Raw genomic sequence first — 20,445 nt, forward strand, 5'->3', positions numbered from 1 at the left:
GATTGGAATATGTCATTTTCACAGAAGAAGAAAAGGAACGCGCAGGAGCAGCAAACCTGGTGGAATTTCTCTTACGCCAGGGGGAGGAACTGGAACCGTCCGGAAGTGAATGGCGTTGGAAACGGCATGACAGCGTGACGGTACGTAATAATACCTGGTATCGGCATAGCTGTAACTACGGAGGTTCAACAATCCAGTTCCTGCAGGAATTCTATGACATGACGTATGTTGAAGCGATGAAGTGTCTGCTGGAAGGTAACTACCAGCCGGTCATCCGGGAAACTGGGGACGGGAGTACATGCCTCAAGGCGAAAAGCAGAAAGGAATTCCAACTACCGGAACCATATAAGAATGAGAAACGTGTCCTGGCTTATCTTTCCCGGACACGTTTCGTTGATTATGAAATCCTTATGTTCTTCATTGAGCGGGGAGCCATCTATGAAGAAATGAGACGGCATAATGCAGTGTTCGTAGGCTTTGACAATCAGGGCAAGGCGCGCCATGCGCATATGAAAGGAGCCTACACAAATGGAGAAAGCTTCCGGCTGAATGTGGAGGGCTCAGATCCCGCCTATGGATTCGGTTACTGTGGGGAAGGTCCGAGACTGTACGTGTTTGAGGCAGCCATTGATCTTCTGTCGTTCCTGACACTCTATCCCCTTGAATGGAAGAAACAGAGTTATATCTGTCTGGACGGATTATCCGAACACGCAATGCTTCAGATGCTGCACAGTCATCCCTGGTTACAGGAAGTCATTCTCTGTATGGACCATGACCCGGCTGGAATTGAGGGATGTTACCGGCTGAAGGAGATCCTGGAGGGAGAGGGATATAAAAACGTGTCGCGTCTGTCATCCAGGAATAAGGATTGGAACGAGGACTTGAAGGAAATGCACGGAATCCATCCAGCGCCTGCAAGGGAACATCCAGGACTCTTAACGTGTATGAAGCTATGCCTGTGGTTGAAGAATCAGGAAGATAAGTTATGTACAGATGAGGAAGCCCTAAAGCAGATTCAGGACTCCTTTCACCACTTAAGTATGGCAATGGAACGGCAGGTGACATATGGGGAAGACCATGGAGCGGAGATGCTCATGTGCCTGGAAGATATGTCTGCCTCCGGATTCCATCTGCTGCTGGAGAACCATAGAAACGAAGAACCATCCTGTACAAAAGAGCAGCTTGCAAACCAACTGTTTAAATCCTATCAGCCACACCGGGACAGAGGAAGGATGCGGGTAAAATCAGAGGAATTAAAAATGACGGTCGAATCCATTTGTCCATTGGATATGCAGAAATGTACTAAAGAAGATATGGAAACAGGAACGGACTCCTTCAGAACGTTCATCATGGCCTGTATGAAATGTTACATCCAGATCAGCAAGATAACTAAAGAACAGCAACAAGAGTCTGATAGGAATGTGACAGTTACCTGCGTGGAAGGGATTCAAGAACAGGAGGTGTAGCGGGATGGATGGTTCTGGTGTGACACTGTTAATTGTCATAGGATTCTTCATGTTTGCAGTGATTAGCGGGATTGCAATGCTATCCTGCCATTATACGTTGGATGGAATCAAAAGTAAGACAGTAGGGGACGGCCAGCATGGAACGGCCCGTTTTGCAACGAAACAGGAAATCCGAAGAACATTTACGCATGTGGAATATCTCCCTGAAGCGTGGCGCAGGGGAAGCAGATTACCGGAAGCGCAGGGACTGGTTGTGGGGGGAGTCTTTAAAGGGAAAAGAGTAACTGCGCTGGTTGATACGGATGATGTCCACACGCTCATGATTGGGTCAGCCGGTGTAGGAAAGACAGCGTATTTTCTGTATCCGAACATTGAATATGCCTGTGCGTCAGGAATGTCATTTCTGGCAACCGATACAAAGGGGGATTTGTTTCGGAATTATGCAGGTATAGCAAAGAAGTACTATGGATATGAGGCTGCTGTTATCGATTTGAGAAATCCCACAAGAAGTGATGGCAATAACCTGCTGCATCTGGTCAACCAGTATATGGACCAGTACCAGAAAGATACGAGCAATCTGGCTGCAAAAGCAAAAGCAGAAAAGTACGCAAAAATCACCTCAAAGACCATTATCAATTCCAGTGGAGGGGACGCGGCATCTTATGGACAGAATGCCTATTTTTATGATGCGGCGGAAGGTCTTCTGACTGCGGTTATTCTATTGATTGCGGAATACTGTCCTCCGGAAAAGCGGCATATCATCTCAGTATTCAAACTAATTCAGGATTTACTGGCGCCAAGTGGCGTAAAAGGAAAGAATCAGTTCCAACTGCTGATGGATAAGCTGCCCCCGGACCACAAAGCAAAATGGTTTGCGGGATCCGCCCTCAATACCGGGGACCAGGCCATGGCTTCCGTTATGTCCACCGCGTTATCCCGTCTTAACGCTTTCCTGGATTCAGAACTGGAGCAGATCCTGTGCTTTGATACAGTGATTGATGCGGAACGTTTCTGCAATACGAAATCTGCGATCTTTGTTGTCCTTCCGGAAGAAGACGCGACCAAGTATTTTATGGCGTCGCTGATTGTCCAGCAGCTATACAGGGAGCTCCTGGCGGTCGCGGATGAACAGGGAGGGAAGCTTAAAAACCGTGTGATGTTCTATCTGGATGAGATAGGGACCATACCCAAAATCGAATCACTGGAGATGGCATTCAGCGCCGTTCGGTCCAGGCGGTGTTCCATTGTAGCCATTATCCAGAGTTTTGCGCAGCTCCAGAAAAATTATGGGAAAGAGGGGAGTGAAATCATTACTGATAACTGTCAGGATGGCATTTTTGGCGGGTTTGCACCAAACTCCGAGTCAGCGGAAGTGCTGTCAAAACATATGGGAAACAGGACCGTATTGTCCGGATATGTCAGCAGAGGAAGGAATGATCCGTCCCAGAGCCTGCAGATGATCGCACGTCCGCTCATGACACCGGATGAAATCAAGGCACTGAAAAAGGGAACATTTATCGTTACGAAGACTGGGGCACATCCGATGCAGACAACGCTGAAACTGTTCCTGAAATGGGGGATTACATTTGAAGAACCTTATGAATTGCAGGAACGGGCCGCCAGGAAGGTAAGCTATGCGGACAAACTGGAACTGGAGATGGAGATTATGAACCGGCAGCTGGCAGTTAACCTCTCGGCGATGGAGGTTATGAGTGAAATAGAAACAAGATGTTCAGAGCGTATGCTTGTTAAAAAAGAACATGGGAGGCCGGGGACGATTGGAGGAAAGCTGCCGGTCCGCGTGGATTAGAGGGGGGTGAGGAATGGGATATTTCCGTAAACTATATCAGTCGGGATTACCGCACCGTGCCATCAGTGTGTATATGTACCTGAAAGACCGGACCGATAAGAATGGTACGTGTTATCCCTCTATCGGTACCATATCAAAAGAACTTGTGTTATCGAGGAATACTGTGAAACGTGGAATTGATGATTTAGTAAAAGCTGGCTTTATACAAAAGGAGACAAGGTTGCGGGACAACGGAGGAAGAAGCTCAAATCTGTACCGCCTTTTGAAATAAATACAAATGTCACGCCAGGGGGGAAGTCCGGTTATGATGTGGGCCGCCCCCTGGGGCAGGATGGGCCGCCAGGAAGGGACCAATTTAACTTTAGAACAGAGAAGAAAGTATAATAAAGGACGTGGAAGCTGTTACTTGTTTGCACACCTTGCGAGGGCGGTAGCTGATAAGTTTGGTAAGGAGGGTAGGAGGAGGCACAGCCGGCAGGTATATTCCTGACGGCTTATTATGAACCTGCCGACTTATATCTGCTTACTCCGGCCCTCCAGAATATGCAGCAGAGGGCGAAGAATATAAGGCATACGATGGGAGCGGCAGCATAGAGCTTCCGGCTGCTTTTTCCCAAAAGAATAAGCAGGGGATAGTATTGAAAGCAGGCCAGAGGGACGATGAAGGTGAGGAATTTTAATATGGAACTTCCGTAGATGCCGGCAGGATATCGTCCGAATTCTCTTCCGCCGTCCGTGAAGATGTTCATGAACTCCAGCCCCTCTATGGTAAAAAAGCAGAGTGTGGCATAGATGATGTATAATCCCATGAATAGAAAAATACCGCACAGAATCATGAAAAGCAGAAGAAGAACTCCCTGTATGGTCCAGCGGATACCGCTAGACCATATGGCATAAGCAAGAATAACGACTGCCTGCAACAGGCGTCCCACGCTGGAAAATTCAATTTTGGAGGCAAAGGTCTGAAAAAGGGTACCAGCGGGCCGGAGCATAATCCGGTCAAATTCACCATTGGAAACCACATGGCTGAACCCTTTAAAGCCTGCTGCAAATAATTCCGCTATTGAGAAGGCGGACAGGACAACGGAAAAACACAAAAGAACCTGCTGGTAGGTGAAGCCATCCACTGTATGAAATTGCTGAAACATAAAGAACACGCTCAGAAAACCAGCAAAGGAAACAAAAAACTGTCCAAGGGCCGTGAGGAGGAAGGAAACTTTGTATTCAAGAGCACTTTTCAGCTGTATGGAGAAATAGCGGCAATATAAGCGTAACATAATCAACCTCCCTGTATGACTGCGTGTTTCAAAGCGAGTGACATCAGATAATGGCCCAGGACCGTCAGGGCAATGACCCAAAATAGCTGAAGGGACAGAGTGCTTACAGCCGCTGCACCAGCAATGTTTGCCGAATAAATCCGGTAAGGAGCGTTCTGCATGGATGCAAAGGGAAGCAGCTCCATGATGCCGCGTATCCTGCCGGGAAGAAAGGGAAGGGGAATGATTCCGCCGGACATGAATTCCACAAGGGACAGGGATATGACCCTGATTCCAAGGGGGGATAGGGTGAAAAACGTTGCAATATATATCAGCATGGAAAATGCCACTACCACAAGGAATCCCAGTATCATGGATAAAAGAAACAGGACAGCAGTTTTGACGTCTGGCGGCAGAGCCAGCCCGTATGGCTTTGGAAGGAGCAGGGCTGTCAAGAGAATGGGCATGCATCTTAACACTGCTTTGGAAGCCCTGTTGGCAAGGCTTTTGACGAACCACATGGAGTAGATGTCCACCGGGCGGCAGAGTTCATATGCCACTGTGCCGTTGGAGATGGCCTGAAATATCTCTTCCTCCATGAGCCAGGTCATGAACAGGGCCAGGAACGCCTGTTGAAGCCAATAATAGGATGCAAGCTGGGAAAAACCCATGGGAAACGCTTCCGGCTCAGAGCGGTAGAAGGCAGAAAAGAGCAATATTTCCATGGCTCCCCACATGAATTGTGTCAGAATGCCTGCATAGGCAGCTGTCCGGTACTGGAGTCCCTGTATGAAACGTATTTTGAAAAAGGAAGCATATTTTTTCATATTGAATACTCCTGGTAGAGGGAAACAACCATCTCATCCATGGTGGTGCCTGTGATTGACAGGTCATTGATTTCCAGCCGGGAATTGAGGATGGAAATGACCTGGGACACGCTGACGGTAGTTGTATCGGCCAGGACTTCCAGATGGCCGGGTATATCCTTGATAACGGATAACCCGTTTTCAAGGATGTCCAGTAAGTCGGAAGCCCTGCCACATAGGGGGGCCGGTGTATAATCAATGGAAATATGTTTGGCAGAAGAATAATGTTTTTTCAACATCTGAAGGTCGCCGTCCAATAGAAGGCGGCCTTTTCCTATGAGAAGAATCCTGTTTGTCAACGCCTCTATATCCTGCGTGTCATGGGTGGTAAGGATAATGGTGGTGCCCTGGTCCCTGTTGATTTCCCGGATAATATTGCGGACCGCAACTTTTGAGACGGCATCCAGCCCTATGGTGGGCTCGTCTAGAAAGAGGATTCGCGGCGAGTGAAGGAGGGAGGCAGCAAGTTCGCACCGCATTCGCTGCCCAAGGGAAAGCTGGCGGACCGGCGTCCTTATGATGGTTCCAATGTCCAGAAGCTGAATCAGATAACTCAGATTCCGGTGGTAGGACTGGTCTGAGAGGCGGTATATGTCCTTTAAAAGCTCAAAGGAATCTGCCACAGGCACGTCCCACCACAGCTGGGAGCGCTGTCCGAACACCACCCCGATGTCCTTTACATATTCCTTCCGCTGTTTCCATGGATTCATACCGTTGATATGGCATTGGCCGCTGTCGGGGACCAGGATGCCGGACATAATTTTAATGGTGCTGCTTTTTCCTGCGCCGTTAGGGCCTATATAACCCACGATTTCCCCCTCACGGATATGAAAGGAGATATCCTCCAGCGCGTGGATGGTTTCATATTCCCTGTGGAACAAGGAAGCAAAAGCAGCCGACAAACCCGAATTCCTCCTGGCCACCCGGTATGTCTTGCAGATATGCTCCAATGTAATCATGTTTTTATCCTCCGCAGAAAGCCTGTATGGCATTTTAGCATTAAATTCTTATTCTATAGCCTGAAAAAGAAATTGTCAACAGCATTGAAATAAAAATACTCTGCTAAAATACTCTGGAAAGCCAGGCACGGGAGCAGGAGCCAATCAAAAACACATAGTTTTTTTCTATGAACAAAAAGTACGTTTATACAACATTTCTATTCGGGACACGATTGAATTCAGTCAGGCCTTCAAAAGTCCAATAAATACTCATCTTTATAGTTGAAATTAAATATAGGATTTGTTGAATTAAAATAAAAGAACAGAAATTTGGCAGGAATTCAGAAAAATGTGAAAAAATATTTGAACTAAACCTGGAATTGGTGGAAGTAGACAAGAAAATACACAAATGTTATAATCAGGACGTCATTTTTTACATCATTCAACGCTCTGGATACAGAGCTGCCGGCTGTTTTAACGGTACCTGTATCTGTCGGAAAGGAAGGTTTTACTATTATGAAACACAGGAAATGGTTCCGTTTGCTTGCCCTGGCTCTCAGCGCTGTGATGCTGACTGCATGTGGCCAGTCCGGCGGGGCAAAGGAGGAGGCCACCTCTGCGGTTGCGGGAGATACGGCTAAGGGAACAGGAAACACCCAGGGAACAGAAACTGCACAGGGGACAGGGGAAACAGAATATAAGACGGAGCTGAACGTTGCAATCACCGCAAATCCGCCAACACTGGATGTTCACGGCGTCAATTCCAACATTGTAGGAGGAATCGGCACCCATATCTATGAGCCTTTGTTTGCAATGGATGCAAATTATGAGCCGGCCGGCGTACTGGCTGATTCCTACACTGTAAGTGAAGATGGAAAAGTCTACACAATCAAATTGCGCCAGGGCGTCAAGTTTCACAATGGACAGGAAATGACAGCGGATGACGTGGTTGCATCCATGTCCCGCTGGCTGGAATTATCCGGCAAGGCAAAGGCCCTTCTGGAAGGAACCGTATTTGAAAAAGCAGATGATTATACCATTACCATGACACTGCCGGAGGCGTATGCCGATGCCATGACCGTGGTAGCTGCATCCATTCAGTTCCCTGCAGTCTATCCGAAATCCGTCATTGATTCTGCAGGAACAGAGGGTATAACGGAATATATAGGCACAGGCCCTTACAAACTGGACGAGTGGAAACAGGACCAGTACATTCATCTGGTCAAGTATGAGGACTATGCGCAGCCCGCCGGAGTGTCCTCCGGTTTCACAGGCGAAAAGCTGGCAGCCACCCCGGATATTTACTTCCGTGTGGTAACAGACGATTCCACCCGGGTCGCCGGCGTACAGACTGGCCAGTATGACATTGCGGAAGAGATGCCGCAGGAGAGATACCAGGAGCTTTCCGGTGACAGCAGTCTTAAATTCTATGTAAAGACCGCAGGAACCATCAACCTGTTCTTTAATACCACAAAAGGAATCATGACCAATGAGCAGATGCGCCAGGCTATTATGGCCTGCCTGAATTGTGACGATATTATGCTGGCAAGCTACGGCGACCCCAACCTGTATGTGCTCAATCCGGGCTGGTGCAATCCGGATGACGCGATGTGGGGCAGTGATGCGGGTTCAGAATATTATAATCAGAATAACATAGAGAAAGCAAAGGAGCTGTTGACCGAGGCCGGTTATAACAATGAGGAAATTGTCCTGGTAACAACCCCTGATTATGGCGAGATGTATAATGCAACCCTGGTTGTCCAGGCTGAATTACAGAGCGCCGGTATCAATGCAGTGGTTGAGAGCTATGATTTTGCAACCTTCATGGAGCACAGGGCCAATCCGGACCAGTTCTCCCTGTATATAACCAGCAACCGTTATAACCTGAATCCGGTTCAGCTTTCCGTCCTGACCAAGGATTGGGCCGGACTGGACCGTCCGGAGGTGGACCAGGGGATATCCGCAATCCGTATGGCGGCCTCCGCTGAGGAATCCTCCGAAAAATGGGATGATTTGCAGGAATTCCTGTACGAATATGGGGCGGCAAGCGTTCTGGGACACTACAGCGGCCTGATGGCCACAGGGGCCGGCGTGGAAGGCTTTAATTTCTTTGACTTTCCGCTTTACTGGAATGTGAAAGTTCCTGTATAATGTATGGTTTACCAGCAGGTGGCGGGTTCTCCCCCACCTGCTTTTTGTCACATCAATATGGATGATTGGATGGGAAGGAAATAATAATGTTATCTTATATCATAAAGCGGATTCTCTCTCTGATTCCGACTCTGTTCGTGGTGTCCGTGGTGGTTTTCCTGGTGGTCTATATGATTCCCGGAGGACCAGCCACAGCACTTTTAGGCATGGAGGCAACTCCAGAAGCCATTGCAGATTTAAATGCAGAGCTGGGGTTTGACCGCCCCTTTTTTGTGCAGTACGCAGACTGGTTCATAAACATGCTCCACGGTGATTGGGGACAGTCCTATTTCCTTCAGACCACCGTGCTGGATGCCATAGGGGAATACTTTGCCCCAACTTTCAGCCTGGCTGTTTTCGCGCAGCTTATATCTTTGGTTATCGCTGTCCCCTTGGGAATTCTGGCTGCATATAGACGGGGAACCTGCGTTGACATGATTACGGTATCGGCTTCTCTGCTGGGAATCGCCATACCTGGTTTCCTCCTCAGTATGTTTCTGATGCTGTTTTTCGGCGTCCATCTGAAATGGCTTCCTGTGGCAGGTTATGTGCAGATGAGCCAGGGGATTCTTGAACATCTCCGGTATCTGCTGCTCCCGGCACTATCGCTGGGAGTGGTCCAGGCCGCCTATATCACCCGTATGTCCCGCTCGGCTATGCTGGATGTATTGTATATGAATTACATCCGTACAGCCCGGGCAAAGGGCCTGAAGGAATCTGCTGTGGTCCTGGTCTACGGACTGAAAAATGCCGGTCCCACTATATTGACGGTAGTAGGGCAGTCCTTTGGCAGTCTTGTAACAGGAACCATTGTTACCGAGACACTGTTTAACATACCGGGACTGGGCATGCTCACCATGACCTCTATTACACGCCGGGATGTTTTTGTTATTCAGGGAGTGGTTCTGTTTGTAACATTTATTTATGTGCTGGTTAACCTTGCAGTGGATATTCTGTACGGTTTTGTGGACCCGCGCATACAGCTTGGAAACAAGTAGGGGAGGAGAAGATCATGAAAATATCAAATACCGCAACGGATTGCCAGACAAGTGAAGTCATCCTCCGCGAACAGCGTCAGATTTGCCGTGAGCGTTTTTTTTCCAATCCAGGACTGATTATAGGACTTACCGTTTTTATTCTCATTGCGCTGGCTGCCATAATCATTCCTGCTGCTGTCAATGTGGACCCCAATGAAATGGCTATTGCAGACCGTCTGAAGGGGCCAAGTCTAAACCATCCCTTTGGCACCGATGAATTCGGCCGGGATTTGATGATTCGCGTGCTCTATGGGGCAAGAGTCTCTCTTTTGGTAGGCGGCGCCGTGGCGCTGCTGTCCTGCGTCCTGGGTACGGTCACCGGTATCTATGCCAGCTACTTCAAAATCCTGGATCACATCCTCATGCGTATCTGTGAGGGCCTGATAGCCATACCAGGTGTTCTGTTGGCCATTGCGCTTATGGCTGCGCTGGGAGCAAGCAATCTAAATGTAATAATAGCCCTGACCATCGTCTACACCCCCAGTGTTGCCCGGATTGTGCGCAGCAGCGCCCTGGTGACCAGGGGCCTGCCCTATGTGGAAGCAGCCAAGGTACAGGGCGCAGGCAGTGGACGCATACTCTGGAAACTGATCCTGCCGAGCGTAATCTCGCCTCTGACGGTTCAGGCATCCTTTATTTTCGCACAGGCAATCATCTCTGAGGCGTCACTGAGCTTTCTGGGGGCGGGCATTCCTGCCCCGGCTGCAAGCTGGGGCAACATTCTGCAGGGCAGTAAGCAGGTGCTTCAGAAAGCGCCATGGACCGTTCTGTTTCCGGGGCTGGCAGTAGTGCTTTGCGTACTCAGCCTGAATCTGTTGGGTGATGGACTGCGGGATTACCTTGACCCGCGTACGGCAGGGAGGAAGAAAGGATAATGAAAACAGACGAAATGCAAAATATAATACAAGATAAAATGACTGATGAAGCAGGGACATTGCTGGAAATCCGTAATTTGAAGGTAAGGTTTACGGCCCGGAAAAAAGTACTGACAGCGGTGGACGGCGTGAGTCTGAGCATCAGGCCCGGAGAAATCGTGGGCGTTGTGGGGGAATCCGGCTCGGGCAAAAGCGTTATGTCCCAGTCAATCCTGCGTCTGCGGGAATACGACTCGGATGTGAACTATGAAGGCCAGGTATTGTTTGAGGGCAAGGACCTTTTAAAGGTGTCCCAGGCTGAAATGCGCGGAGTACGGGGCAACCGGATTGCAGTCATTTTTCAGGACCCTATGACATCCTTAAGCCCGGTTCACACCGTCGGCAGACAGCTATCGGAAGTGCTGATACTGCATAAAAAGATGACAAAACAGCAGGCTGAGGAACGGTGCGGGGAGCTGCTGCACCTGACCGGCATACCCAACCCGCAGGACTGTATGACAAAGTATCCTTACGAACTGTCAGGCGGTATGCAGCAGAGGGTGATGATTGCCATGGCTCTGTCCTGTGAGCCGAAGCTGCTGATTGCCGATGAACCCACCACGGCTCTGGATGTTACCATACAAGAGCAGATTTTAAACCTGATTGCAGAACTGAACGAGCGCATGGGGATGTCAGTCCTGTTTATCACCCATGACCTGGGAGCCATGGCCCAGATCTGCCACAGTGTCCGCGTTATGTATCTTGGCAATCTTGTTGAGGAGGCCCAGGCTGAAGCATTATTTGCCCGTCCCCTTCACCCATATACCCAGGGGCTTTTGGACTGTATCCCGCGTCTGGATTCAGACCGCAGCCAGCCCCTGCATGTGATTTCTGGCGTGGTGCCGCCCTTGTCCAATGTGCCTGAGGGATGCCGTTTCTGTACCCGCTGTCCTTACGCTGACCAGCGCTGTATGCTGCAAAACCCTCCATCTGTGGAGGTGTATCCCGGCCATAAAGCAAAGTGTTGGAAATATGTTACGGAACAGGAGGTGATGTAAGATGAAGACGCCACTTTTAGAAATGAAGAACCTTCAGAAACGCTACCCTGTATATGGCCCTCTGGGAAAGCTGTTTCCTCCCAGGACATATATGCGGGCAGTCTCCAATATGTGCCTGGCGCTGTACGAGGGCGAGACCTATGGCCTGGTGGGGGAATCCGGCTGCGGAAAGAGCACTACGGGACGGTCCATCCTGGGTCTGGTAAAACCTGACAGCGGTGAAATCCTTTATAAAGGCCAGGACCTGACCAGGCTGAGTGACAGTGAATTCCGCCCTCTGCGCCGGGATTTGCAGATGGTCTTTCAGGATACATTGTCCTCCCTGAATCCCCGCTCACGCGTCGGGGCCCTGCTGGAGGAACCCCTTATAGTCCAGGGGATGAAAGACGGAGAAGAGCGCCGCCAAAAGGTGATGGAAATTCTGGGAATGGTCGGATTGTCCGATGATTATTACTTCCGCTATCCACACGAGCTGTCCGGCGGACAGGTGCAGCGGTTGGGTATTGCAAGGGCGCTGATTATCGACCCGAAGCTGATTATCTGTGATGAGCCGGTTTCTGCGCTGGATGTGTCCATTCAGTCTCAGATTCTGAACATGCTGACCTCCCTGCAGAGAGAGATGAACCTAAGTCTGCTGTTCATATCCCACGATATCGGCGTGGTGCGGTATATATCCAGCCGTATCGGCGTTATGTATCTTGGTACACTGGTGGAAGAGGCCGGTACGGACGAACTCTTTTCTCATCCCCTTCATCCGTATACACAGGCATTATTTGCCTCCATTCCGGACTTTAACAAGAAGAGAACGGTCTCTCTTAAAGGCGAACTGCCGATGTACACCGATGAATTTAAGGGATGTGTGTTCCACACCCGCTGCCCTTACACCTGTGACCAATGCCGTAGGTCGGCTCCTGAGCTGGAGGAAATTTATCCGGGACACAGGGTGGCCTGCCACCGGATGGGTGGAATTGCAATGAAATAGAAATTATATATTATATAAAAATCCATATAGAAATATCCTATTAAAATACAAGCTTATAAGGTGCTATAATGAAGGTTACGCTTATAGGTCAGAGTAATCAAATGCAGGAGCGAAAAACAGCCAAAGGTGTGGATATATAGTATGCAGAAGATATTGTTTGTCAGTCATTGTATTTTGAACACAGCCGCCAAGGTGGTACGGTACGGGGATACCGGGAAAAAGGAGGAAGAGTCCAGGCTGGAGTTTGTGGTAAAGACAGTTGAACAGGGAATTCAGCTGGTTCAGCTGCCTTGTCCGGAATTTACCCTTTATGGACCAGGTCGGTGGGGACATACAAAGGAGCAGTTTGACAATCCGTTTTTCAGGGAGCATTGCAGAAAAATTCTGGAGCCTATTCTCACTCAGATGAAGGCATATATGGCACCGGGAGAACAGGGGCGTTTTTCTGTGCTGGGTGTGGTTGGCATTGACGGCAGTCCAAGCTGCGGAGTGTCGCGTACCTGCAGCGGGTGCTGGGGAGGAGAGTTCTCCGGAAGGACGGACTTGCAGGAGGTACTGTCCACCTGTCATAGCGCGCCGGGAACAGGAGTCATGATGGAGGTCCTTAAGTCCATGATGGAGGAAGAAGGAATCCAGCTGCCTGTGGAGGGACTTAAGCCAGGGGACCTGCAGGCAGTCATGTCTTTGGTTGCAGGTACATAAGACACGGGAGGGGATAGTTGGTGATTATTTTAAAGGATATAACCAAGAAATTCAGGAACACCACGGCTGTTAAAGGGCTGTCCGTCGAAATCAGGGAAGGGGAGCTGGTGTGCCTTCTGGGGCCGTCGGGCTGTGGGAAAAGCACCACACTTTCCATGATTGCGGGTTTGGAACCGCCTACAAAAGGCGATATTTTTTTTTGATGGTAAGAGAGTGAACCAGGTGGAGGCAGAGGACAGGGACATCGGTATGGTATTCCAGAACTATGCCCTGTATCCCCATATGACGGTAGGCCGGAATATTGAGTTTCCCCTTCGTATGCGCCATATTGCGAAGGCACAGCGGGAGGAAAGGGTAAGGGCAGTGGCTGGGATGATGCAGATTGAAGATCTTTTAAACCGCAGACCCAGCCAGCTGTCAGGAGGGCAGCAGCAGAGAGTGGCGATTGCAAGAGCACTGGTAAAACGGCCGAAGATTCTTTTGCTGGACGAGCCATTTTCCAATCTGGATGCAAGACTTAGAATTGAACTGAGGGATGAAATACGTTCCTTGCAGAAACAGCTGGGGATCACCACCATATTCGTGACCCATGACCAGGAAGAGGCTATGAGTATATCGGACAGGATTCTTCTGCTGAAGGAAGGGGTGATGCAGCAGTATTCCACACCCAAGGATATGTATACCCATCCTGCCAACCGGTTTACAGCTGGTTTCCTTGGAAATCCGCCGATTAACTTCCTTACCTGCCGGATGGTTGGGGGAAAATTGATGGTACAGGACTGCGGTCATGGCAGCATGGAGCTGCCGGTTAAAAAGTGCGTGTGGGAGCAGACCGGTCTGCCTGAGGAACAGGCAGACCTGGAGGTAGGTGTCAGGCCGGAGGATATTTATGTGGTGGCCAGCCGGGAACACAGTGATTTTAGGGGGAGGGTGATTGCTGTCCAGACCCTTGGAAAGGAAATTTACCTGAAGGTGGAGACCTGGGGCCACAGGCTGACAGCCTGTGTAAGCTGGGACCATAATTACGGGATAGGTGATGTTATAAATCTGGCGGTAAAGAAAATATACCTTTTCCCGGAGAAAGGTGAAACAGAGTGTAATGGGAGAGCTGGGAAATAAAAAGGATACAGGTTTAAAACGGGGACAAAAGACCAGAACATGGGGAGAGATGAGTGCCTGGCTATATCTGGCGCCGGCCCTGGCCATATTGCTTACATTTCAGGTGTATCCCATATATAAATCTTTTATGATGGGGTTTTACACCAGGTTTGACTATCTGACAGACACGGTGTACGAATGGGGACTGGGAAATTTCAGATACATCCTGTGCGATGAGAATTTCCGGATTGCAATGAAGAATACATGTGTACTGGTGTTTTTTGCGGCGCCCCTGTCCATTGGCTCAGGTCTTTTGTTTGCTCTGCTGTTAAACAGCAACATACGGTTCAAGCCTTTTTTCCAGAGTGTTTACTTTCTGCCCTTTGTCACTTCCATGGTGGCGGTATCCATTGTGTGGAGCTGGATGCTTAACAAGGATTACGGTCTGGTAAATGGGGTTATACGTTTTTTTGGAGGAAAGAAAATCGCCTGGATGACGGACAGGCACATGACCATGCCCATACTGGTGGCATTGTGCATATGGAAAGGATTGGGGTACAGGATTATTATCTTTCTGGCAGCCCTTCAGGGAATTGATAAAAGGTACTATAGCGCTGCACGGGTGGACGGGGCCAGGACCATGAACCGGTTCTGGCATGTGACCATTCCCATGCTGAAGCCAATTCTTATATTCCTCTCCATAACCACGGTCATTGGATGTTTTAAGACATTTGATGAAGTCTATGTCATGTATAACCATAAGCCGGGACCGTCCAGGAGCGGTCTTACCATTGTCTACTACATATTTAATAAATTTTACGAGCATTGGGAATTCTCTATAGCCGCAGCCGCAGCCTTCTTTTTGTTTCTGTTGATTTTTGCAATTACACTGCTGCAGTTTCTGCTGTCCAGAAGGAGGAAATCATGGGATTAAAGAAACGTGCTGCAAGGGCCGGGGGATATTGTATCTTGCTGGCCGGAGCTGCCTTTGTGCTGCTGCCCTTTGTGTGGATGCTTCTTACCTCGCTGAAACCGTCCAGGGAGGTTCTGATGATGCCTCCTAAATGTTTCCCGTCTGTCATTATGTGGGAAAATTATGTGGATGCGTACCGCGCAGCCCCTTTTGCAGTTTATTTTTTCAACAGTGCCATAGTCTCCCTTGCAATCACGGCAGGGGAATTGGTCACCACCATACTGGCTGCCTATGCATTTTCCCAGATGGATTTTAAGGGCAGGGACGCTCTGTTCATGCTCCTGGTGGCAACCATGATGGTGCCGGGGGAGATACTGATTATACCTAATTATGTGACGCTGGCGGATTTGGGTTGGATTAATACATATAAAGCCCTTATTCTGCCATGGTGCGCCAGCGTGTTTTCCATCTTTTTGCTGAAGCAGCAGTTTTCATCCATACCGGCTGCTTATTATAAGGCTGCCCGTATAGACGGATGCCGCAGATTTCGGTATCTAATCACTGTCATGGTCCCCATGAGCAAGCCTACCATAGTGGCGATTGCACTGCTCAAACTCATTAACAGCTGGAATTCCTATATGTGGCCGTTGATTGTGACCAATACCAATGAAATGAGAACCCTGCCCGTAGCGCTGGCTGCATTTTCCACAGAGGCCGGCGTACAGTATAATACGCTGATGGCATTTTCACTTATGATTATCTCACCCATACTGCTGGTATATTTTTTTGCCCGGAAATATATTATCCGGGGGGTGAGCAGCGCCGGCTTAAAAGGGTGATGACAGTGGATGGAATACGGAAAAAACCAAATGGTTTTTCATAAAAACAATATGTATATTGGAGGAAAAGAACATGAGAAAAATGATGTTGGGGTTCATGGCAGCAGCCATGGTGTGCTCCATGGCTGCCTGCGGCAGCAAACAGGAGACAGCAGCGCCCGCCGGGACGCCTGCACAGACGCAGTCCGAGGCGCAGAAACAGGAAAATGCCGGGGACAGCCAGGTGGAAATCACATGGTGGCATGCAATGAGCGGCGTCAATGAAGAGGCAATCCAGAAGATAGCAGATGATTTTATGGCAGGGCGTCCCGATGTAAAGGTAACCCTTGTGAACCAGGGCGGCTACCTGGATTTGTTCGACAAATTAATGGCCTCTGCCAAGGCAGACCAGCTGCCAACCATGGCCCAGGTGTATTCCAACCGGCTCTCTTGGTATATTTCCAAGGATTTGGTTGAAGACCTGACGCCCTATATGCAGGCGGAGGGAGCCGGATTTATCCAGGAAGATTATGATGATATCCCGAAAATGTTTTTTGATGATGGCATCTGGGATGGTAAGCAGTATGCTATGCCTTTTAATAAGAGCATGATGGTGCTGTATTATAATGAAGGAATGCTGGAGGAGGCAGGCGTGGAGGTTCCCACGACATGGGAAGAATGGGAAGCTGCCAATAAAAAGCTGACAAAGGATACGGATGGGGACGGGGAACCGGATGTTTACGGCACCGTGTTTGCAAACAACCTGTCCACGGATATTGCGCCCTGGCTGAAGCAGTGCGGTGGCAGGACCATGAATGAGGAGACCAACGAGCTTTACTTTGATACGCCTGAGACCAAGGAAGCTATCCAGTTCCTGAACAGTATGTTCCAGGCAAAAACAGTAAGGTTTGCAGGTGAGGACAAGAATGCCAATGTTCCTGTGCAGCAGGGTCGCGCGGCCATGTGCGTGGCATCCACTTCAGCCCTTCCCTATATTGAAAACGATACATTGGAGGGAATCATGATCAATGCGGCAGCCCTTCCAGCCTATAAGACAAATGACCAGCTCTACTATGGAACCAATATAACTGTATTCAACACAGGAAGCAAAGAGCAGAAGCAGGCGGCATGGGATTTTATTAAATTCCTGACCAATACAGAGAATACCGCTTATTTTGCAGCCCAGACAGGCTACATACCCGTGCGCAGGTCAGCCCAGCATGCCCCGGTATTTGCTGCTGTTCTGGCGGAAAAACCTATCAAACAGCTTTGCTTTGATAATATGGATAACGGGTTCCAGGGAACCAGGAATATCGGAGGCATCAATGCGCTGGATGCTCTGGGCGAACAGCTGGACCTGGTATTCAGCGGAGAAAAGGATTTGGACAGCGCCCTGAAGGATGCCCAGGCAATTGGTGAGAAAGCCATGGAAGAAGCCAGAAACAATTAATCAGTAGGGAGCTGTCTGCAAAAGTAGATGAATAGTCTATGATATGCTCCTTTCTGGTGCCGGGAAATGGAAAAACGCACTCCGAAGAGTCCGCCATCCGTGATATAATTAAGTATGCGAATAAATAATTACACTACAAAAGTTCATACCCAACTTGGCCGAACTTATCAACTGGTTTTCTAATCATACGCTCATAGAGATCGACAGATGTTCCCCGCTTGAGCTCCTGAAATTGCAGGAAAACCTAAAACGGACAACTGAAAGGGATGGAATCCGATTCGTTTATGGGAAGGGAAAACAGAAAACGGAAATCCAGAAGCTCTATGATGAGCTGGAGCTGTGTGGGAGCCGTCTGATGGAATATAAGGAATGAATGCTTTGAGCTCATGGGGAAAGACCGTAAAGGCTATTCCAAGACCGACCTGGAAGCAACGTTTATGCGGATGAAAGAGAAGCATATGTTCAATTGCCAGTTAGTCATGGTGGAGGGAACTGCGGCATATCCGGACGGAGAGCAAAGAACAGGATAGTTATACCCAGACGTTCGAGATGTATGGCTGCGCGGATTACAGCGGATGTGAGCATATAAGTTAATGTCTTTATAAATACAATGCAGAGAAAAATGCAGAACGAACAAAATTTATGAAGATCAACAAACGTCGGAAAGAACTGAGGGAAGATACGGGTACGGATTTCCAAACCGAACCTCTTTATTTGGCAGGGGCTACCGAGGTGCTTGCAGGGCAGGGAAAGTATTAAGGTTACAAGGGTACGAGTGTAACTGACAAGTGCATATTTAACAATAAAGAGCTGTCTTTGAAGGGATAATCTCAAGCTCTTATTGAATAACTTTATAAGTATTTAAGCAAGAGCCGTTATCCAACTTTGGACAACGGCTCATTGCTTTTTGTGGAAAGGAGGCCAACATGAAAAAGCGGGTATTGGTAGTCGGTGCCACAAAAGAAACAACTTTTTCAGTACATCGAAAATGCTTGCTGTATATCCTGTTTTATCTGCTGGCATCCAATCCATGGCATATGTTTTTCCGGGAACAGTTTTTTGAACAGTTTTTGGACGGCGAATATATTTCTTACGACAATAGCCTGTATTCATATCTGCCCGACAAGGGTGGACAGCTTTGCCGTGGAAAAAACAAAAATAAGAGCAAGCAGGCTAATCGAGCGTCGCAGTCCTAAAAGGGATTGCGACGCTTTTCTATTGTGTCACAGTAAAAATAAACCACCTGCTCTGCAGGTGGAGGGAATATCTTCAGATAAAAGCAACTCCTGTGCTAAACTAGATGTAGGTCTGCAAACCACAAATAAAAAGCACAGGAGGTCCAAAATGGACAATAATAGTTTAGCGCACACAAAAGTACAGTTTACAAGGGACTACACAGGGTAGGTATCTGACGGGAGGGGTTCCACCCATCAGATTTTCCATGTGATGTTCAAGCTGTCGCTTGTAGCGGCAACGGTGGTAATCATCAAATCCACCACCCGCCGCTTGTCGTCAAAGGATACATTGTCCCATGTGTCGAGGTAGCCGGAAATCTGATTGACCTGTTCCGGGCTGATGGCTTCCACCGTCAACTCGGCTATCTGCTTCACAAGTTCCTGTTTGCGCCCGTCCAGTTCCGCTATCTTCACATTCACATAGGAGAGCAGAACATTGTTTGCACCCGTCAGACTGTCCACCAGCTTTTCAATCTCGCTGTCCACATGGAGAAGTTCCACTTGCAGGGCGGCAATTTTAGGGTTTGCCTTTGCCGCTTTCTTTCTGCCTGTCAGCGTCTTGTAGCTTGCCAGTTTCTTTATCATCTGCTGATAAACAACCGCTTCCAGTTCCGAAGTAATGATTTTCCCGCACCCCGGACAACTCTTGTTATCCAGCCGTTTCGTACAGCGAAGGTATTGCTTGCCGGAGGGATTGAAGATACTCATAAGGGCATACCCGCAGTTCCCGCACTTGATTTTTCCCGCCAGCCATGTATGGGTAGCTTTTCGGGCAGACTGGATTTTCATGTTGTTCATCAGCTTCTTGCGGCAGGTCAGCCAGATGTCGGAGGGAACAATGCCCTCATGGGGAGCCAGTACCAGCATTTGGTCTTTCAAGTCGTTCTTTTTGCTGGGCTTCACATCTCGCCCTTGATACAGATAGCAGCCGTTCATGCCAGTAAAATCGGCAGCGTCATTGACAATGACCGTCCCTTGACTTTTGAAAAATTCGTACACATCAAGGTCTGCCTGCACATAGACAGGATTGCGTAACATCTGCGCCAGCGTGGGGCGTATCAGCTCTTTGCCGTTGAATAAAATCCCCTGTTCGGCAAAGTACCGGGTAATGTCCCCGTAGGAGGTTGTGGGCTGAGCATACATCTCAAACATCAGCCGGATATTTGCCGCTTCGTCTGGATTTACCACCAGCTTTTTTGTATTGATACCATCCATTTTGATAGGCTCGGTGTGGAAGCCGTAAGGAGCCTTGCCGCCCATTTTGAAGCCCCGCTGACTGCGGGAATAGTATGCGTCCGTTACCCGCTTCTGTATCGTTTCCCGTTCCAACTGGGCGAACACAATACAGATATTCAACATAGCCCGCCCCATCGGGGTGGAGGTATCAAACTTTTCCGTAGAGGACACAAACTCCACATTGTACTGCTGGAACAGCTCCATCATGTTGGCAAAGTCCAGAATGGAACGGCTGATACGGTCGAGTTTGTAAACCACGACTTTTGCAATCAAGCCCCGCTTGATGTCCCGCACCAGTTCTTGAAACTTCGGACGGTCTGTGTTCTTGCCGCTGTACCCCTTGTCTGTGTATTCCTTGCAGTTACCGCCTTTCAACTCGTATTTGCAAAATTCAATCTGGCTTTCAATGGAAATGCTGTCCTTTTTGTCTACCGATTGCCTTGCATAGATTGCGTCTATTCGATTATTCATATTGTCGCTCCTTTTCTTAAAAAAGAAACGGAGCTGCTGACACCTTTATTATACCGTCAGCAGCC

19 protein-coding genes and 1 pseudogene are annotated in these 20,445 nt (G+C 48.8%); 16 read left to right on the plus strand and 4 right to left on the minus strand.

The annotated features are described in order from the left end of the window. The first annotated feature begins 2 nt into the window (after positions 1-2). From CGC65_RS07590 to CGC65_RS07600, 3 genes are read left to right on the plus strand one after another with little or no spacing between them, the layout of a single operon-like run. Positions 3-1,466: a DUF3991 and toprim domain-containing protein gene (locus CGC65_RS07590; protein ID WP_002569996.1), complete on the plus strand. Its 1,464-nt coding sequence runs from the start codon at positions 3-5 to the stop codon at positions 1,464-1,466. 4 nt (positions 1,467-1,470) lie between these two features. After that, complete coding sequence (locus CGC65_RS07595) at positions 1,471-3,276, plus strand: VirD4-like conjugal transfer protein, CD1115 family (RefSeq protein WP_002569995.1); 1,806 nt, start codon at positions 1,471-1,473, stop codon at positions 3,274-3,276. 13 nt (positions 3,277-3,289) lie between these two features. Then, positions 3,290-3,547 (plus strand): helix-turn-helix domain-containing protein, encoded by a 258-nt coding sequence (locus tag CGC65_RS07600; protein WP_002569994.1) that lies wholly within the window; start codon positions 3,290-3,292, stop codon positions 3,545-3,547. Between the two features lie 226 nt (positions 3,548-3,773). Here the strand turns inward: CGC65_RS07600 and CGC65_RS07610 are convergent, their stop codons facing one another. The 3 genes from CGC65_RS07610 to CGC65_RS07620 are packed head-to-tail and all read right to left on the minus strand — an operon-like array spanning position 3,774 to position 6,357. Continuing rightward, positions 3,774-4,553, minus strand: coding sequence for an ABC transporter permease (locus CGC65_RS07610; RefSeq protein ID WP_002569993.1), 780 nt, complete (start codon positions 4,551-4,553; stop codon positions 3,774-3,776). Positions 4,554-4,555: 2 nt separating this feature from the next. After that, positions 4,556-5,359: an ABC transporter permease gene (locus CGC65_RS07615; protein ID WP_002569992.1), complete on the minus strand. Its 804-nt coding sequence runs from the start codon at positions 5,357-5,359 to the stop codon at positions 4,556-4,558. Beyond that, complete coding sequence (locus CGC65_RS07620) at positions 5,356-6,357, minus strand: ABC transporter ATP-binding protein (RefSeq protein WP_002569991.1); 1,002 nt, start codon at positions 6,355-6,357, stop codon at positions 5,356-5,358. Before CGC65_RS07620 ends, CGC65_RS07615 begins: the two co-directional genes overlap by 4 nt. A gap of 495 nt (positions 6,358-6,852) precedes the next feature. On the opposite strand from CGC65_RS07620, the gene CGC65_RS07625 reads away from it, so the two are divergent. From CGC65_RS07625 to CGC65_RS07680, 13 genes and pseudogenes are all read left to right on the plus strand, one after another. Next, positions 6,853-8,487, plus strand: coding sequence for an ABC transporter substrate-binding protein (locus tag CGC65_RS07625; RefSeq protein ID WP_007038417.1), 1,635 nt, complete (start codon positions 6,853-6,855; stop codon positions 8,485-8,487). 86 nt (positions 8,488-8,573) lie between these two features. Next, positions 8,574-9,524, plus strand: a complete 951-nt coding sequence (locus CGC65_RS07630; RefSeq protein WP_002569989.1) for an ABC transporter permease — start codon at positions 8,574-8,576, stop codon at positions 9,522-9,524. 14 nt (positions 9,525-9,538) lie between these two features. Further along, positions 9,539-10,438 (plus strand): ABC transporter permease, encoded by a 900-nt coding sequence (locus CGC65_RS07635; protein ID WP_002569988.1) that lies wholly within the window; start codon positions 9,539-9,541, stop codon positions 10,436-10,438. Then, positions 10,438-11,475: an ABC transporter ATP-binding protein gene (locus tag CGC65_RS07640; protein WP_002569987.1), complete on the plus strand. Its 1,038-nt coding sequence runs from the start codon at positions 10,438-10,440 to the stop codon at positions 11,473-11,475. Before CGC65_RS07635 ends, CGC65_RS07640 begins: the two co-directional genes overlap by 1 nt. 1 nt (position 11,476) lies before the next feature. Then, positions 11,477-12,457 (plus strand): ABC transporter ATP-binding protein, encoded by a 981-nt coding sequence (locus CGC65_RS07645; RefSeq protein ID WP_002569986.1) that lies wholly within the window; start codon positions 11,477-11,479, stop codon positions 12,455-12,457. 141 nt (positions 12,458-12,598) lie between these two features. Next, positions 12,599-13,159, plus strand: a complete 561-nt coding sequence (locus tag CGC65_RS07650; RefSeq protein ID WP_002569985.1) for a CD3072 family TudS-related putative desulfidase — start codon at positions 12,599-12,601, stop codon at positions 13,157-13,159. A gap of 20 nt (positions 13,160-13,179) precedes the next feature. Then, on the plus strand, positions 13,180-13,362 hold the full coding sequence (locus tag CGC65_RS32225) for an ATP-binding cassette domain-containing protein (protein WP_007038416.1): 183 nt from the start codon (positions 13,180-13,182) through the stop codon (positions 13,360-13,362). A gap of 10 nt (positions 13,363-13,372) precedes the next feature. Then, on the plus strand, positions 13,373-14,278 hold the full coding sequence (locus CGC65_RS07655; RefSeq protein WP_330361559.1) for an ABC transporter ATP-binding protein: 906 nt from the start codon (positions 13,373-13,375) through the stop codon (positions 14,276-14,278). Further along, complete coding sequence (locus tag CGC65_RS07660; protein ID WP_227898691.1) at positions 14,244-15,191, plus strand: carbohydrate ABC transporter permease; 948 nt, start codon at positions 14,244-14,246, stop codon at positions 15,189-15,191. Before CGC65_RS07655 ends, CGC65_RS07660 begins: the two co-directional genes overlap by 35 nt. Then, on the plus strand, positions 15,182-16,009 hold the full coding sequence (locus tag CGC65_RS07665; RefSeq protein WP_002569982.1) for a carbohydrate ABC transporter permease: 828 nt from the start codon (positions 15,182-15,184) through the stop codon (positions 16,007-16,009). The genes CGC65_RS07660 and CGC65_RS07665 overlap by 10 nt, the downstream gene beginning before the upstream one ends. A gap of 73 nt (positions 16,010-16,082) precedes the next feature. After that, a complete protein-coding gene (locus CGC65_RS07670) occupies positions 16,083-17,438 on the plus strand; it encodes an ABC transporter substrate-binding protein (protein WP_007038414.1) in 1,356 nt (451 codons plus the stop codon). Positions 17,439-17,616: 178 nt separating this feature from the next. Beyond that, positions 17,617-18,143 (plus strand): annotated as a pseudogene (locus CGC65_RS32775) (IS1182 family transposase); the annotation flags it as partial. A gap of 221 nt (positions 18,144-18,364) precedes the next feature. Continuing rightward, entirely contained in the window at positions 18,365-18,634 is a 270-nt protein-coding gene (locus CGC65_RS07680) for a hypothetical protein (protein ID WP_002569980.1), read from the plus strand. Between the two features lie 234 nt (positions 18,635-18,868). Here CGC65_RS07680 and CGC65_RS07690 read toward each other — a convergent pair whose 3' ends face one another. Then, the gene (locus CGC65_RS07690) at positions 18,869-20,380 is read right to left on the minus strand and encodes a recombinase family protein (protein WP_006772914.1); all 1,512 of its coding nucleotides are present in this window, start codon (positions 20,378-20,380) and stop codon (positions 18,869-18,871) included. Positions 20,381-20,445: the final 65 nt, after the last annotated feature.

Source organism: Enterocloster bolteae (assembly GCF_002234575.2).
GTDB classification, from domain to species: Bacteria; Bacillota; Clostridia; order Lachnospirales; family Lachnospiraceae; genus Enterocloster; species Enterocloster bolteae.